Below are 14,468 nucleotides of genomic sequence, written 5' to 3'. Positions count from 1 at the left end.
ATCCTTACTGGCACGCCCGACGGCATCGTCAACGTGCAGCCGGGCGACGAGGTCGTCACCGAAATTGAAGGCATCGGCCGCCTGGTCAACACCCTGGTGGCATGCCCCGGCGACACCGCAACGCAGGCCGGCCTCGTCTGAGCCGCCCTCCGGCGGGGCGAGATAAAAGCTATTCGCCCGGCATCGTGGTTCTTCGAGCCAGATCAGATGCCGAGGCGCAGTCATGGTTTGCTTTGCCTGCCGCCACCGGCTCCCCGCTGAGTAATGGTTTGTCCGAGCGATGGTTTGTATGTCCATTGTTGCCCGGCCTTGCCGGGATCTGCGGTTCATCCCTGGCCGCCTGCCGGATTCCCCGCATGCACCAGCATCGCCGCGGCCAGGTCTTCCAAAGCCGTGCCGACCGCCTTGTACACGGTGACTTCTTCATCGCTGCGCCGGCCCGGGTGCCGGCCTTGGCATAGCGTTTCCAGCGTGGCCTGCACTCGGTCGCGGCTGAATACGCCGGCGGCGATGGGCGACAGCAGGTCGCCGGCCTTGTCCAGGGCTTCTTCGGTATCTATGAATACCGCGGTGTCGGCAAATGAAGCGTCGTCGGCTTCGCGCATGTAGGGCTGGAAGCTGCCGATCAGATCCAGGTGGGTTCCTGGGCGCATCCATGCGCGCCGCACCAGCGGTTCTTGTGACAGGGTCGCGCAGCTCACGATGTCGGCTTGCTCGACGCCGGCCTGCAGGTCGGGCTCGGCATGGGCGTCAAAGCCTTGCTGCGTCAACTGCTGTGCGAGGGATACTGCTTTTGAGGGCGAGCGGTTCCAGACCAGAACGCGGCTGATGTCCCGTACCGCCGCGTAGGCCGGGGCCAGCACCGCTGCGACATTTCCGGCGCCGACAATCAGCAGTGTGCGTGCATCCCGGCGCGCCAGGTACGAGGCGGCCAGCGCCGATGCTGCCGCCGTGCGGCACGTGGTGATCCGGTCGCCGTCGATGATGGCCAGGGGCACGCCATTGCCGGCGTCGAACAAGGTGTAGGTCGAGTGCAGGCCGGGCAGGCCGTGCGCACCGTTGCCCGGAAAGATCGTGACGTGCTTGATCCCCAGATACTTTCCTTGCTGCCAGGCTGGCATGATCAATAAGCTGTTCTGCGTACCCGATGTCGTGCCGAGCGCGTGATTGTGCCGCCGCGGGACGGTGCAGCCCTCGCGGAACATGCGTGCCAGGGCGGGTATCAATGCGTCGAACGGAAGCCTGGCCGCCGTCGTGCTGCTGTCGTATATCTGCAAGATGGGATGTCCTTGAGGTGGTACGCATGCGGCGGCGCGGATTACCACAGCCGATGGCCTGCCTGTTGGCCCGAACTTGCCTCTAGAGCAAGCAACATACTGGAACCGGCTGGCTCGGCTTGGTAGTGATTCGGTAATGATAGCGCGGCATGTTGCAAGGTATCGATCTGTGGCGGCGTTTGCCGGCAAGCACGTGCATGGCCGCAGGTGTGGCGCCGACGGGTGTCATTACTTTACCTTTGTAAGCGCCGCGTACGCCGCGTGTGAAGTATTTGTGCGTTTTTGTTGCGCAGGGCTTCCACGCCGCGAGGGCCGTACGGCGTGCGCTGCCGTATGGCCGTGGCGCGCAAGGTCGCAGGGGCCGAGCGGCACGTTTGCTTACATGGGGGGCTGCAGGCGGGTGCTATAAAAATTGCAGGAGCAGGCGCCGAGCCTGGATTTCATTAAGGATATACAGATGACGATCACCCGCCCCCTGACTTGTCTCGCCGCGGCTACGCTATGCGCCGGCCTGGCGGCCTGCGCCTCGACCGGCCACGACATGAAGCCTCAGGAACTGTCGCAGAAAACGGTGCACTATGAGTGCGGTACCCATGGGCAGCAAGCGCTGGATGTGCAGTACACCTTCCAGGGTACGGATCCTGTCACGGCCAAGTTGATCTACAACAACCAGGCGATCGACCTGACGCGCGATACGGGCAGCAAGACCGATATGGTCGGCGATACTTTCACCGGCAATGGCTATACCTGGGCCACGGAAAAGTTCACGCGCGACGACACTTCGCATGCCAACGGCAGTATGCTGACTCAGGACACGCAGCAGCCCGGCGCCAGCGGCCAGGCGGCCATCGCCCACAATATTCTGGCCAAGGATTGCAAGGTCACCGGCTAGCGTGTTGTCCGGTTGGCATGCCGGTGTGCCAGTGGCGCGCCGCTTCTTGCGCGTGATTGCTCGCGCTGATGATGTGGCGCGCCATGGCTATGCATGAATGCCGGGCAAAGTAAATGTGTTTCGCTCCGTTTCCGGCCCGAACAATGCGCCGCCCGTGTGGTCTTATTGTGGAGTGGGATTGCGTGCCGCAGTCCCGGGGCGGCGGCCGCAGGCCTTGAGCGTCGCACGGCATGCCGCCGCCGTATGGCCGTTCTGTGGCCGCGGGATTGTGGAGTACGGAAATGAATATGATCAGCGCATACGGTGCGCGCGTTTTTGCCGCCGGCCGCGGTGTCGCGGCAGCCGGTCGGCTGCGGCACGGTTCAAGCCATCGATTTACGGTTGCCGTCGCCGGCTGGGCTTGCCTGTTCGCCTTGCTGGCCTGCCTGGCGCCGTTCGCTGCACTGCGAGCCCAGGAAGCTCCGCCGCCGCCTCTCTTGAGTCCGCCGCAATTGGAACAGCTGGTGGCGCCCATCGCGCTATATCCCGATGCGCTGCTGTCACAGGTACTCATGGCTTCCACATACCCACTGGAAGTCGTCGAAGCCCAGCGCTGGCGTTCGACACAGCCGCGCCAGATGTCCGATCAGCAATTGTCGTCGGCCCTGCAGAATTCGCCCTGGGATCCCAGCGTCCAGTCGCTGGCGGCGTTTCCGGACGTATTGCAGATGATGAGCGACCGGCTCGACTGGACGCAACAGCTGGGCGAGGTCTTTCTATCGCAGCAGCAAGATTTGATGAGCGCGGTGCAGCGGCTGCGCGAGCGAGCTCGGGCCGCGGGCCATCTGCAATCGACGGCGCAGCAGACGGTACAGGTGGTGTCCGGCCCCAGCCCGGTCATCGAGATTCTTCCGGCGCAGCCGGAGCTGGTGTATGTGCCCGTGTACGATCCGCTGGTGGTATACGGAGCCTGGCCCTATCCGGCATATCGCCCCTTCTACTGGCATCCTCCCCGCTATGCGCCGCCGCCGGGCGTGTTCATTTCGTTCGGGGCGGGCCTGATGGTCGGGCATGCGCTCTGGGGCCACATGGACTGGCATCGCCATGTCGTGCGTATAAATGTTCAGCGCTACAACCGCTATAACCACGTGCACATAGCAAGCCCGAACTGGGTGCATCGCCCCGAGCACAGGCGTGGTGCGCGCTATGGTAATCCGGCGCTGCGCGAGCGCTACGGCCATGGGCCGGGCGGGCCGGCCTTCCATGGCGGGCGCGGCCCCGCAATGCCCCCGGGCAGGCCGCCCGCAGCGGGTCATGGCCCGGGCCCGCAAGTTCACGGCCCGGCGGGTCGCGGCGGCCCGCAAGTCCATGGCCCGCAAGATTCGCGGGCCCATGGCTCCGCGCCGCATAGCCCTGGATCGCGCCCTCCCGGGGCTCCCGGGCCGCGTCCGTCCGCAGCGGGCGGCCGGCCTCCCGGAGGCTCTCCGCCTGCCGGCCATCCCGCCGGCGCGGGGCGTGCTCCCCATAGCCCGCCACCGGCGGCCGGGCCTGCGCGCGCTCCCGCCCCGCAGTCGCGTCCGCCTCAATCGCGCCCGCCCCAGTCGCGCCCGCCTCAATCACGCCCGTCTCAGCCGCGCCCGCAAAGCCCGGCGATGCATGGCGGCATGCAGGCACCCCATCGAGGCCCGGAACGGCAGGCTTCTGCGCCACGGCCGGCCGCGAACCATCCGCCGGCGGCGCGCCGGCCCGAGGGCGGCCATGGGAATGGCCGCGGCGGTGGACATGGCCACCGCGAAGAACGGCATTGATCTATCTTTAGTCAGGCAGCGCAGGCGCCGCGGCGCACACCCGCCGCGTCGCTGCCTGCCGCGTCACTGCCTGCTGCGGCAGGCCAGCGCCGAAGTCGCCAGGCATGCCGCGGCGACGCTATACAGCAGCAGCGACGAGGTTACCGGCAGCAGCACGCCGGCCATCATCGGGCCTACGCCGGCGCCGATGTCGCGCCAGATCGCCCGCGTGGCCAGCGCATGAACGCGCTGCGGGCCGGGGTAGCGCTGGGCGACGATGGGGGCGATCAGCGGCAGCTGCAGCGCGCGCAGCACCACTACCGCCGCGGCGCAGGCCCACAGCCAGCCGGCACCGAACCCTACCAGGGCCACCGACGTCGTCACCGACAGCGTGACCAGCATGCGCTCGGCGCCGTATTTTTCGGCGACCTGGCCGCCCACGGGGCTGAGCAGGATCTCTGCAAGATAGCGCAGGGCCAGCAACAGGCCGGCGATGACCACGGCTCCCGTCGGGGCGATGCTATGGCCCAGGAACGACAGGCCGACGATGAACAGGCCGTCGAGCACCAGCCCCTCGACGAAGGACCAGATGTCCAGTGCGCCGGGCAGCCTGAAGCGCTGTTCCCTGGGTTTGATGTGGCCCTGGCCGGAGGGCAGGCGCCGCGCGATGGGCACCGCGCATAGCGCCACCGCGGCCAGCAGCAGAAAGAAGATGTGCGGGTTGTAGTGTTCCGCCGAGATCGCGGACAGCGGCAGCGCCAGCATCGGCCCCAGCGCGATCAGCGCGCGCGATTGGCCCGTGCGGCGCGCGGCGCCGGCCAGCTCGGCGGTGGCCAGCGACTGGGTGGAGAGATTCAGCGCCGCATACGACAGGCCCCACAGCAGCCGGAACACCAGCAGCGCCCAGAAGCCCGAGCAGGTGGCATAGCCCAATGCGCACACCGATGCGACGGCCGCGGCCAGCATGCAGGCGGCGCGGTCGCCATGCTTGGCGTAAAGCCTGGCCACCGTGCTGTAGCCGGCGATGCGCACCAGGCGGTTGGCGGCCAGCAGTATGCCGGCCTCGGCCAGGGTCAGGCCGAACTGTGCGGCATACAGCGGCAGCACTAGGTAAAGCACGGTGTCGGCCGGCAGCGACATGCCGAGTACCAATGAGGCGTAGCGGGAGTTCTTGTCTGTGGTTTGGGCCGGGGCGTCGCTCAATGGTGTGCCTTCCTGTCGCTGCGCGGCCGCCGCCGCGTTGCGGTGCAGCTCGAGCTGCGTACCTGCCGCAGCGGCCAAATCAGGAATTCTACGCCATGCACGAACCGCCCGGCACATGGGCCGGGCAGACGGGGCGGGCAGACGGGGCGTGCCCGCCGGGCAGCCAGGCTAACTCGAATTGTGCGGCGGGCCTGTCTATTGCGGCGGCGCGAACGGGGCGCGCCAATCGATCGGCCAGGCAGGGGCGCCAGGCCTCAGGACAGGTTCACCAGCACCTGGCCGTTTTCCACCTTGACGGCGTAGGCCTTGATGGGCGCGCTTGCCGGCGCGCACAGCGGCCGGCCGTCGCGGATGTCGAAGCGGCCCTGGTGTAAGGGGCATTCGATTTCGTGGCCGTATAGAAAGCCGTCGCACAGCCTGGCCTGGCCGTGGGTACAGATATTGTCGGTGGCGTAGTACTGGCCCTCGGTCTTGTAGAAAGCGATGTCGTGGCCCGCCACCTGTACTGCAGTGACGTCGTCTTCGGGCACTTCTGCGGCGGCGATGGCCGCTATCCAGTCTTCGTTCATGGCGCGCTTGCTTATATGGGGTAGATCAGGGAATTGGGGATCATCTCGGTATCGAAGATGCACAGTCGCGATTCGAATTTCAGCCCCTGGGCCTCGCGCCGGATGACGTCGATGTAGCGGCCCACGTTATAGACCGTGGACACGCCGTCGCTGCGGGTGCGGAACACGGAATAATTGGCCTGCGACTCGATGCGCTGCGCGTCGACCTTGCCGATTTTGGGCAGGCCCACCACATGGCGCTGGTAGTAGGGTTCGTGGAATATGGTTTCGGTGGCGCCGTAGATGCGGTCTTCGAGCATGGCCTTGCTCTCGAAGGACAGGGTGGCCAGGGGAAAGCCGCGGTCGTAGTTTTCGCGCGGCTGCACTTTATAGATGCAGTCGTCGACGAAGAATTCGGGCCAGGCGCTCCAGCGCCGGTCGTCCAGGGCCGAGGCGTATTCGGCATACAGCGCTACGACCGAGTAGTAGGTGTCGAAATCCATCTTACTGCTCCATCACTTTGCGCCAGTAGGCGTACATGCCGCGTATCAGGGTTTCGGTGACCATGTGGTCGGTGTTTTCCACGCTGCGCCCGCCCAGTTCGGCGATGGTGCGGTGCTCGGGCTTCTGGCGGAAGCCCTCTTGCGAGAATTCGATGACTTCGCCGTCGTCGGCCGATACGAACCCGCCGGGCCCGAACAGATTGGACTGGCGCAGACGGCGCCGTGTCATTTCCGCCGAGTCTTCCTCGAAGCCGAAGTGGGTCCAGACGAAGTCGAAGGAATCGGGGCCGCTGGGCTGAATGTGGCGGGTCGACACCGAGTTCACCTGCTGCTGGATGATGACGCTGGGAAACAGCGTCAGCATGACCGCAGTCGGGCCGCGCCACCATGGTTCCTGCACTACGTCGAGCAGGCGGTCGTCGTGCAGGCTCATCTGTTCCTTGAAGCTGGACACGCCTGCTGTTACCGCGCCCTTGCCGCCCGAGCCGCGGGTGGAGATCATGGCCGCGTGGCGGAAGTGCGCGTCCATCTTCAATTCCGCCTGGTTGTCGGCGCGCCACAGGCCGAAGGTCACGAACCAGGTATGCAGCAGGCCCGGGTGATACGGGTCTTTGATGTTCTCTTGCATGAGCTTCCAGTTGCCCGGAATGCGCTGCCGGTTGTAGCCCAGGATGGTGAGCTTGCGGCCGTCGAAGACGCGGTCGAAGTATCCCAGGATGTCGGGCCCCAGGTAGTCTTCCAGCGGCTCGACATCATGGTCGAACGAGGCGAACACCACGCCGTTGCGCGTGGCCACGGCGAGCCGGTTCAAGCCGTGGTCTTTGGGATCGAAGTCGGCCGGCATGCCGCCGTTGATCCTGCCGTTCTGCTTGACGCCGCGGCGAAACGGCACGCCCAGCAGATTGCCTTTCAGGTCGTAGTTCCATTGATGGTACGGACATGTGAAGTCCTTGCGGTTGCCGTAGCGTTCGCGGCAGAACTGCACGCCGCGGTGGGCGCAGACGTTTTCGACGACATGGATTTCATTGTCTTCGGCGCGTACCAGAATGACCGAGCGTTCGCCTATGGTGGTGCGCTTGAAGTCGCCGGGTTGCGGGATTTCGGCTTCCAGCCCCACATAGTTCCAGTGGCCCGAATAGAAGAAGCGCTCGAGTTCGCGGCGGTAAAGATTGTCGTCGGTATAGGCCCAGAACGGGGTTCGGCTGGTGCCCTCGCCGCTCCAGCGGTGTTCGGTACAGGGGCCGTCGAGAGGCTGGCTCATGAATGTCTCCTGCTTGGTGTTGGATATGTTCTGCGTATCATGCACCCAGACCATATATTTATAAATAGAACTACGTGAATAAAAACTATCATCAACAGTGATAATATGCCCGCATGGATCTCAAGGATCTGGATCTCAATCTCTTGCTGGTCTTCAACGAACTGTACCGGCTGCGCAGCGTGTCGCGGGCCGGCGAGGCGCTGGGCCTGTCGCAATCGGCGGTCAGCAATGCGCTGCGCCGCCTGCGCCTGGCCCTGGATGACGAACTCTTCGTCAGGGTTGCGCGGGGCATGGCGCCTACGCACTATGCCGAGGAACTTTCCGGCTCCATAGAGCAGGCGCTGGGCGCGCTGCGCGCGTCGCTGACTGCGCCGGCGGCGTTCCAGCCGGCCACCAGCACACGCAATTTCACGATTGCCATGTCCGACATCGGTGAAATCTATTTCCTGCCGGAACTCATGAAGCGCCTGGCGCGCCTGGCGCCCGGCGTGTCCGTCAGCACGGTGCGCGACACCACCATCAGCCTGCGCAGCGAAATGGAAAGCGGCCAGGTCGACCTGGCCATAGGCTTTTTGCCCGACTTGCGCCATGGCTTCTTTCAGCGCCGCTTGTTCCGCCAGCGCTATGTATGCGTATTCCGCCGCGGCCACCGCCTGGCCACGGGCAATTTCGGCCTGAAGGAATTCAAGGCGGCCGAGCGAGTTGCCATTGTTGCCGCGGGCACCGGCCACGGCACCGTCGATGCGACGCTGCGGCGTGCCGGGCTTGCCGACGGGCCGCGCCTGAGCGTGCCGCATTTCGTGGCGGTCGGCCATATATTGCAAAGCACCGACATGATCGCGGTGGTGCCGCAGGCCTATGCCGAGCGCACTCTCAAGCCCTTCGGCCTGGTGTACGCGCCGTGCCCGGTGCGCCTGCCCGAATTCGTCATCCGCCAGCTGTGGCATAGCAGGAACCACCGCGAACCGGGCAGCCAGTGGCTGCGCGGCCTGATTTCGGAAACCTTCTCGTTTTGATCGCTAGCCGTATGCGGCATGGGGCGGCCCGAGCCTGCGGCCGGACGGGGTCTCCGGCGAGCACGAGGCGTTTCAAATTCTGTTGCAAAAAAATTGTCAAGCCGGGGCTTCGGCAGCTTGCGCGGCGGCCGGGCGCACAGCAAGATATGCGCACCTACACCCACTTGAACGAGGTGCCACACATGTTTAAAACGACTCGCGCGGTATTGGTCTGCGCTGCCCTGTGCGGTTTTGCCGCCGCCCCGGTGTTTGCCGCCACCACGGCGGGCGGCGCCGCCATGTCCATGTCCAAGCCCAAGACCGCCCAGCAGGAACGCATGGCCACCTGCAACAAAGATGCCGCGGGCAAAAAGGGCGATGCCCGCAAGGAATTCATGAAGTCGTGCCTGAAGGGCGAAACCAGCTCCGATTCGAAGCTGTCTTCCTCGCAGCAGCGCATGAAGACCTGCAATGCGCAGGCCTCGGCCAAGTCGCTCAAGGGCGACGCGCGCAAGAGCTTCATGAGCACCTGCCTGAAGGCCAAGTAGGCCGCCAGGCAGGCGGTATTGCGGCAGGTCGGCTCAGCCGGAGTTGCGCAGCCCCGCCGCGATACCGTTGATGGTCATGTGTATGGCGCGCTGCGTGCTGCTTTCTTCGTCGGCGCCCTTGCTGGAGCTGCGGCTGTTGCGGTGGCGCTGCAGCAGCTCGACCTGCAGGTGGTTCAGCGGGTCGATATAGGCAAAGCGCTCGTTCAGCGAGGCCCGCAACTGCTGGTTGTCGTCCAGCAGCTCGCGGCAGGTCACCAGCCGGAACATTTCCAGCGTCAGCGCGTGTTCGCGTTCGATGCAGCCGAAAACGCGGTTGCGCAGCTTCTTGTCGGGCACCAGCAGGGAATAGCTGCGGGCGATGGCCAGGTCGGTCTTGGCCAGCACCATCTCGGCGTTTGACAACAATGTGTAAAAGAACGGCCACGAGCGCGCCATGCGGCGCAGCTGCGCAAGCCTGGCGCTGTGGCTTTCGGGGCAACCGGGCCCGCCCTGTTCCAGATAGGTCTGGATGGCGGTGCCCAGGCCGTACCAGCCGGTGAGCATCAGCCGGCATTGCGCCCAGGAAAACCCCCAGGGGATGGCGCGCAGGTCTTCGATGCGGCGGCTGGGCTTGCGCGCCGCCGGCCGCGAGCCGATGTTCAGGCCGGCGATCTCGAGTATGGGGGTCGAGGCGAAGAAATAATCGGCGAAGCCCGGGGTCTGGTAGACCAGGTCGCGATAGGCCTGTTGCGCCGCGTCCGACATCAGCGCCACCGCGGCGCCATAGCGCTGCATGTTTTCGTCTTCGGCCTGCGAGGCCGAGCGCCGCGGGCTGAGGCTGGTTTCCAGCGTCGCGGCCACCAGCAGCTCCAGGTGCCAGCGTCCGACCTCGCTGTCCTTGTATTTGCTTTGTATGACTTCGCCCTGTTCGGTGAGCCGGATCTGGTTGTCGACCGTGCCGGGCGGCTGGGCCAGGATGGCGTCGAAGCTGGAGCCGCCGCCGCGGCCCACCGAGCCGCCGCGGCCATGGAACAGGCGCAGGCGCACCTTGCGCTGCTTGAAGACCTCGACCAGGCGCCTTTCGGCGCGATACAGCGACCAGGTGGAAGTCAGGTAGCCGCCGTCCTTGTTGCTGTCCGAATAGCCCAGCATGACTTCCTGGATGCCGCCCTGGCAGCGCTGCACCCGCTCGGCGACTTCTGGCAGATCGAGCCAGGCGGCCATGATGTCGGGGCCGCGCTCGAGGTCGGGTATGGTTTCGAACAAGGGCACCACCATGAGCCCGTCGCAGGAACCGCAATCGGCTCCCGGAGCATCGGCTCCCGGAGCATCGGCTCCCGGAACACCGGCTCCCGGAGCGATCAGCCCGGTCTCTTGCTGCAGCACCAGCACCTCGAGCAAATCGCTGAGTGTCTCGGTGTGGGAGACGATGGATTGCACCATTGCCTGGGCACCGTAGCGCCGGCGGGCCGCCGCCGCGGCGCGCAGGATGGCCAGTTCTTTTTCGGTCTCGGCGCTGTAGTGTATCCATGGCGACACCAGGGGCCGGGTCTCGCGCAGCTCGCTGCGCAACAGCTCGATGCGCGCGTCTTCGTCGAGGCTGGCATAGTCTACTACCGCATCGCCGCGGCGCACCCCGGCGGCTTTGAACAGCTCGGCCAGCACGCGCTCGTGCACGTCGGAGCTTTGGCGCAGGTCGACCGTGGCCAAATGGAAGCCGAACACGCTGACGGCCTGCAGCAGCGCATTCAGGCGCAGCATGGCGATCGCCCCGCCGTGATGCTGCGCCAGCGAGTCGGCGACGGTTTGCAGGTCGGCCTGGAATTCGGCCGCGCCGGCATAGGGCGCGGCGGGGTAGGTCGGCCGCTGCGCCAGGCGCTGGCCGGTCAGCTCGAGCGCGGTGGCGTCGAGCCGTGCGTACATATGTATGAAGGCGCGCCGGTATGGTTCGTCGGCGCGGTGCTGCGAGGTGTCTTCGCTGGCCTGGGCCAGTGCGAGCAGGCCGGGGCTGGCGTGTTCCAGCGTCTCGGAGATCGACAGCTCGGTGCCCAGTTCCTTGGCTTCCAGCAGGTAGTGCTGCAGGGCCACGGTGGCCTGGCGCAGCAGCGCCTGTTCCAGGGTGGCGGCGTTTACGTTCGGGTTGCCGTCGCGGTCGCCGCCTATCCAGCTGCCCATGCGCAGGAACGCGGGCAGCGGGCTGGCGTCCACCTTGAACGGCGAGCGCCCCGGGCGCTGCAGCAGCCGGGCCAGATCCTGGTACAGGCGCGGGATGGCAGCCAGGAAGGTGCTGTGATAGAAGCCCAGGGCATTGTCGATCTCGTCGAGCACAGTCAGCTTCTGGCGCCGCAGCAGCCGCGTCTGCCATAGGGTCGAGACCAGGCCGGCAAGGCGGCGCTGCAGCCATTGTTCTTCATCGGGCGACAGCCGGCTGTCGTTGCGCGCCAGCTGCAGTGCGATCTCGCGGTGCAGGTCGAGCGTGCTCTTGCGCTGTACTTCGGTGGGGTGCGCGGTCAGCACCGGCGTCACGCAGGCCTGTTCCAGCGCGCGCTGGATCTTGCGGTTGCTGACCCCCTTGCCTTGCAGGAATTCGATGGCATGGCCCAGGCTGCCGCGCTGCGGGCCGCGCCCGCTCAGGGCATGATGCCGCTGGCGCCGGTTCTGGTCGCGGTCTTCGGCGATATTGGACAGATGCAGGAAATAGGTGAAGGCACGGATCACCGAGTTCACCTGCCTGGCGTCCAGCCCGCGGATCTGGCGCTCGAGCAGGCGGCTGTCGCGGATCTTGCCTTCGCGCCGGAACGAGACGGCCGCGCGGCGCAGTTTCTCGATAATGTCGTAGATCGCCGTGCCCTCGCATTCGCGGATGACTTCGCCGAGTATCTTGCCCAGCATGCGTATGTCGGTACGCAGGCCGGGTAGCGATTCCGGATGGCTGGGGGAGGGCAGATTCACGAGTACTCCTCATTCTGGGCAGGGGGTGGAGGGAAGGTGCTGCAGCCGCGCGGGGCAGCGCTAACTATATACGATTACCGGATCGCGGCGCCCGGGGCTGGGGCGCCCGGAAGTGTGGCCGCCGCCGTTTCCGGATCCGGCTTCCGGCCCGGACGGGGGAACCGTGCGCGCTTCGCGGCACACACGGCTCGATGCGCACTGGACTTCCGTCGGCGAAAATAGTAACGTGCGTTACTATATGGAAACTCCCGACAAGCCTTCGTCTTTCCAGTCTTTCGAGCAGGCCATGCAGGGCCTGTCGCGGCGCCTGGCGTCGCGCGCGGCGCTGCGCGAGTCCGTCATCGTGCGCCTGTTCCAGCATGTCGCGCAGCGCCTGAACGATTTCATGGACGAGCCTTTCCGCGAATACGGCCTGAACACCACCCAGTGGACGTCGCTGGTAGTGATCTACGCCAGTCCGGAGCGCCGGCTCAGGCCATCGGAACTCAGTGTCTTCATGAATTCGTCGCGCACCAACAGCACGCGCGTGGCACGCCAGCTGCAGAAGCACGGTCTGGTCGACCGCCAGGCCGATGCCAACGACGGCAGGCAGTGGTTCCTGCAGCTTACGCGCAAGGGCATCGACTTCGTCGAGGCTTTCCTGCCCGTGCGCCGCGACCACGTGCGCGAGGCCCTGGAAGACTTTTCGGCGGAAGAAGTGAACGAACTCGAGCGGCTGCTGCGCAAGCTGCTGTACAAGCTGGATTGATACTCATGCGCCGAACGCACCGAATCGGTCTTTTTTGCGTAGATAGTAACGCTGGTTATTATCTGGGCGCCTTGCCTGCCATGCCGAGCGGCCGGGTGGCGCCATGAGCGGCCTGCAGGAGGACATGCCCGAGTCCCGGCGGCTGATGATCACGCTGTCCATCATGCTGGCGACCATCATGCAGACGCTGGACAGCACGATCGCCGCCGTGGCGCTGCCGCACATGGCGGGCAGCCTGTCGGCATCGCAAGACCAGATCATGTGGGTGCTGACGTCCTACATCGTCGCCGCGGCCATCGCCACGCCGGTGACCGGCTGGTTGGTGGGGCGCTACGGGCGCAAGACCATATTCCTGATCTCCATCGCCGGCTTCACCATCAGTTCGGTGCTTTGCGGCATGTCGGTCGACTTGCTGGCCATAGTCCTGGCGCGGCTGTTGCAGGGCGTGTTCGGGGCGGCGTTGGTGCCGCTGTCGCAGGCCGTCATGCTGGATATCAATCCGCCCGAGCGCCACGCGCGGGCAATGGCGGTGTGGGGCATGGGCGTCATGCTCGGCCCCGTGCTGGGGCCCACGCTGGGCGGCTGGCTGACCGACAATTTCACCTGGCGTTGGGTGTTCTTCATCAACCTGCCGGTCGGCGTGCTGTCCCTGGCCGGGGTGTATTACTACATACACGACAGCGGCGCGCGCATTCTCAGCAAGTTCGACTGGTTCGGTTTTTCGATGCTGGCCATCGCCATAGGCATGTTGCAGATGCTGCTGGATCGCGGCGAGCAGGCCGACTGGTTCGGCTCCATAGAGATCCGCGTCGAGGCGGTCTGTGCGGTGATCGCCTTCACTTTCTTCGTCATCCACACTGCTACCGACGAAGGCGATTCGTTCTTCAAGGTGCAGCTGCTGCACGACCGCAACTTCGTCACCGGCCTGGCGATTTATTTCCTGCTGGGCCTGCTGTTGTACGCCACCCGGGCGCTGCTGCCGCCGATGCTGCAGGACTTGCTGGGCTATCCGGTGGTGACCACCGGCCTGGTTACGGCACCCAGCGGCCTGGGCACGATGGTGGCCATGATGTTCGCCGGGCGGCTGGTGGGCCGCATCGACAGCCGTGCGATCCTGGCTTTCGGCTTCAGCCTGACGGCGCTGTCGATGTGGCAGATGTCCTGCTATACCATGCAGATCACCGAATGGGACGTGGCCTGGCCCGGCTTCATCCAGGGGCTGGGCCTGGGCTTTACCTCGGTGCCGCTGACCACCATGACTTTCTCGACGCTGGATCGGCGCCTGCGTTCCGAAGGCACGGCGATCTACAGCCTGTCGCGCAACGTGGGCAGCAGCATAGGCATTTCGGTAATGCAGACACTGCTGGTGCGCAATACCTCCACCATGCACAGCACGCTGGCCACCTACATCACGGCCGGCTCGCTGCTGGCCATGCCCGAAGGGCTGTCGCGCCTCTTCGACCTGGGTACGCAAAGCGGCGCGGCCGGCTTGAACGAGGTGCTCAACCGCCAGGCGGCCTTCATCGGCTACCTGGACGACTTCCGGCTGATGTTCTGGCTGACGATGCTGGCTATGCCGTGCCTGATGCTGATGAGCAACGATCGCCGCATCGAGAAAAAGAGCAAGGAACCCGCCCCGGCCGAGGCGCAAGCCGAGGCCGTGGCGGTGGGGGCGGATTAGGGGCGACGGGCCCTGGCACCGGCTGCGCAGTGTTGCGGCGCCGGGCGGGGCTGTGTGGCGTCGGCTACCCCGAACGCAAGCTGCGCGGCGCCGCTCCGGGGCGCGGATCCCTGAA

At 65.6% G+C, this 14,468-nt stretch carries 13 protein-coding genes; 7 read left to right on the top strand and 6 right to left on the bottom strand.

Annotation, left to right across the window (positions count from 1 at the left end; translation table 11 throughout):
* Positions 1-141, top strand: a 141-nt coding sequence (locus CEY11_RS26000; RefSeq protein WP_332888362.1) for a fumarylacetoacetate hydrolase family protein, incomplete at its 5' end; no start/stop codon positions are given.
* A 185-nt stretch (positions 142-326) separates the two neighbouring features.
* Here the strand turns inward: CEY11_RS26000 and lhpI are convergent.
* On the bottom strand, positions 327-1,280 hold the full coding sequence (lhpI, locus tag CEY11_RS09970) for a bifunctional Delta(1)-pyrroline-2-carboxylate/Delta(1)-piperideine-2-carboxylate reductase (protein WP_198958878.1): 954 nt from the start codon (positions 1,278-1,280) through the stop codon (positions 327-329).
* 454 nt (positions 1,281-1,734) lie between these two features.
* On the opposite strand from lhpI, the gene CEY11_RS09965 reads away from it, so the two are divergent.
* Together CEY11_RS09965 and CEY11_RS09960 are read left to right on the top strand one after the other, a co-directional pair.
* Entirely contained in the window at positions 1,735-2,169 is a 435-nt protein-coding gene (locus tag CEY11_RS09965) for a hypothetical protein (RefSeq protein WP_233154817.1), read from the top strand.
* Positions 2,170-2,450: 281 nt separating this feature from the next.
* Positions 2,451-3,956: a DUF3300 domain-containing protein gene (locus tag CEY11_RS09960; RefSeq protein ID WP_198958874.1), complete on the top strand. Its 1,506-nt coding sequence runs from the start codon at positions 2,451-2,453 to the stop codon at positions 3,954-3,956.
* A gap of 63 nt (positions 3,957-4,019) precedes the next feature.
* Here the strand turns inward: CEY11_RS09960 and CEY11_RS09955 are convergent, their stop codons facing one another.
* The 4 genes from CEY11_RS09955 to CEY11_RS09940 form a co-directional block, all read right to left on the bottom strand.
* Entirely contained in the window at positions 4,020-5,216 is a 1,197-nt protein-coding gene (locus CEY11_RS09955; RefSeq protein ID WP_408608109.1) for an MFS transporter, read from the bottom strand.
* Positions 5,217-5,392: 176 nt separating this feature from the next.
* Positions 5,393-5,707, bottom strand: a complete 315-nt coding sequence (locus CEY11_RS09950) for a non-heme iron oxygenase ferredoxin subunit (protein ID WP_088603198.1) — start codon at positions 5,705-5,707, stop codon at positions 5,393-5,395.
* An 11-nt stretch (positions 5,708-5,718) separates the two neighbouring features.
* Positions 5,719-6,189, bottom strand: a complete 471-nt coding sequence (locus tag CEY11_RS09945; protein WP_088603197.1) for an aromatic-ring-hydroxylating dioxygenase subunit beta — start codon at positions 6,187-6,189, stop codon at positions 5,719-5,721.
* 1 nt (position 6,190) lies between these two features.
* A complete protein-coding gene (locus CEY11_RS09940; RefSeq protein WP_088603252.1) occupies positions 6,191-7,450 on the bottom strand; it encodes an aromatic ring-hydroxylating dioxygenase subunit alpha in 1,260 nt (419 codons plus the stop codon).
* Positions 7,451-7,563: 113 nt separating this feature from the next.
* Here CEY11_RS09940 and CEY11_RS09935 point away from each other — a divergent pair, with 113 nt between their 5' ends.
* Together CEY11_RS09935 and CEY11_RS09930 are read left to right on the top strand one after the other, a co-directional pair.
* Positions 7,564-8,466 (top strand): LysR family transcriptional regulator, encoded by a 903-nt coding sequence (locus tag CEY11_RS09935; RefSeq protein WP_088603196.1) that lies wholly within the window; start codon positions 7,564-7,566, stop codon positions 8,464-8,466.
* Between the two features lie 182 nt (positions 8,467-8,648).
* The gene (locus CEY11_RS09930; protein ID WP_088603251.1) at positions 8,649-8,993 is read left to right on the top strand and encodes a PsiF family protein; all 345 of its coding nucleotides are present in this window, start codon (positions 8,649-8,651) and stop codon (positions 8,991-8,993) included.
* Positions 8,994-9,026: 33 nt separating this feature from the next.
* Here the strand turns inward: CEY11_RS09930 and ppc are convergent, their stop codons facing one another.
* Complete coding sequence (ppc, locus tag CEY11_RS09925) at positions 9,027-11,924, bottom strand: phosphoenolpyruvate carboxylase (protein WP_269845274.1); 2,898 nt, start codon at positions 11,922-11,924, stop codon at positions 9,027-9,029.
* Between the two features lie 238 nt (positions 11,925-12,162).
* Here ppc and CEY11_RS09920 point away from each other — a divergent pair, with 238 nt between their 5' ends.
* A complete protein-coding gene (locus CEY11_RS09920; RefSeq protein ID WP_088603249.1) occupies positions 12,163-12,672 on the top strand; it encodes a MarR family transcriptional regulator in 510 nt (169 codons plus the stop codon).
* 103 nt (positions 12,673-12,775) lie between these two features.
* Positions 12,776-14,353 (top strand): DHA2 family efflux MFS transporter permease subunit, encoded by a 1,578-nt coding sequence (locus CEY11_RS09915; RefSeq protein WP_088603195.1) that lies wholly within the window; start codon positions 12,776-12,778, stop codon positions 14,351-14,353.
* Positions 14,354-14,468: the final 115 nt, after the last annotated feature.

The organism is Candidimonas nitroreducens (genome assembly GCF_002209565.1).
Classification (GTDB): Bacteria; Pseudomonadota; Gammaproteobacteria; order Burkholderiales; family Burkholderiaceae_B; genus Candidimonas; species Candidimonas nitroreducens.
Note: the sequence above shows the minus strand (reverse complement) of the source record. Positions and strands in the feature narration are given on the sequence as shown.

Coding starts and splice junctions, on each gene's coding strand:
- CEY11_RS09940 (WP_088603252.1), bottom strand. CDS start 7,450: ATGAGCCAGCCTCTCGACGGCCCCTGTACCGAACACCGCTGGAGCGGC.
- CEY11_RS09920 (WP_088603249.1), top strand. CDS start 12,163: ATGGAAACTCCCGACAAGCCTTCGTCTTTCCAGTCTTTCGAGCAGGCC.
- CEY11_RS09965 (WP_233154817.1), top strand. CDS start 1,735: ATGACGATCACCCGCCCCCTGACTTGTCTCGCCGCGGCTACGCTATGC.
- CEY11_RS09930 (WP_088603251.1), top strand. CDS start 8,649: ATGTTTAAAACGACTCGCGCGGTATTGGTCTGCGCTGCCCTGTGCGGT.
- CEY11_RS09960 (WP_198958874.1), top strand. CDS start 2,451: ATGAATATGATCAGCGCATACGGTGCGCGCGTTTTTGCCGCCGGCCGC.
- CEY11_RS09945 (WP_088603197.1), bottom strand. CDS start 6,189: ATGGATTTCGACACCTACTACTCGGTCGTAGCGCTGTATGCCGAATAC.
- CEY11_RS09915 (WP_088603195.1), top strand. CDS start 12,776: ATGAGCGGCCTGCAGGAGGACATGCCCGAGTCCCGGCGGCTGATGATC.
- CEY11_RS09935 (WP_088603196.1), top strand. CDS start 7,564: ATGGATCTCAAGGATCTGGATCTCAATCTCTTGCTGGTCTTCAACGAA.
- CEY11_RS09950 (WP_088603198.1), bottom strand. CDS start 5,707: ATGAACGAAGACTGGATAGCGGCCATCGCCGCCGCAGAAGTGCCCGAA.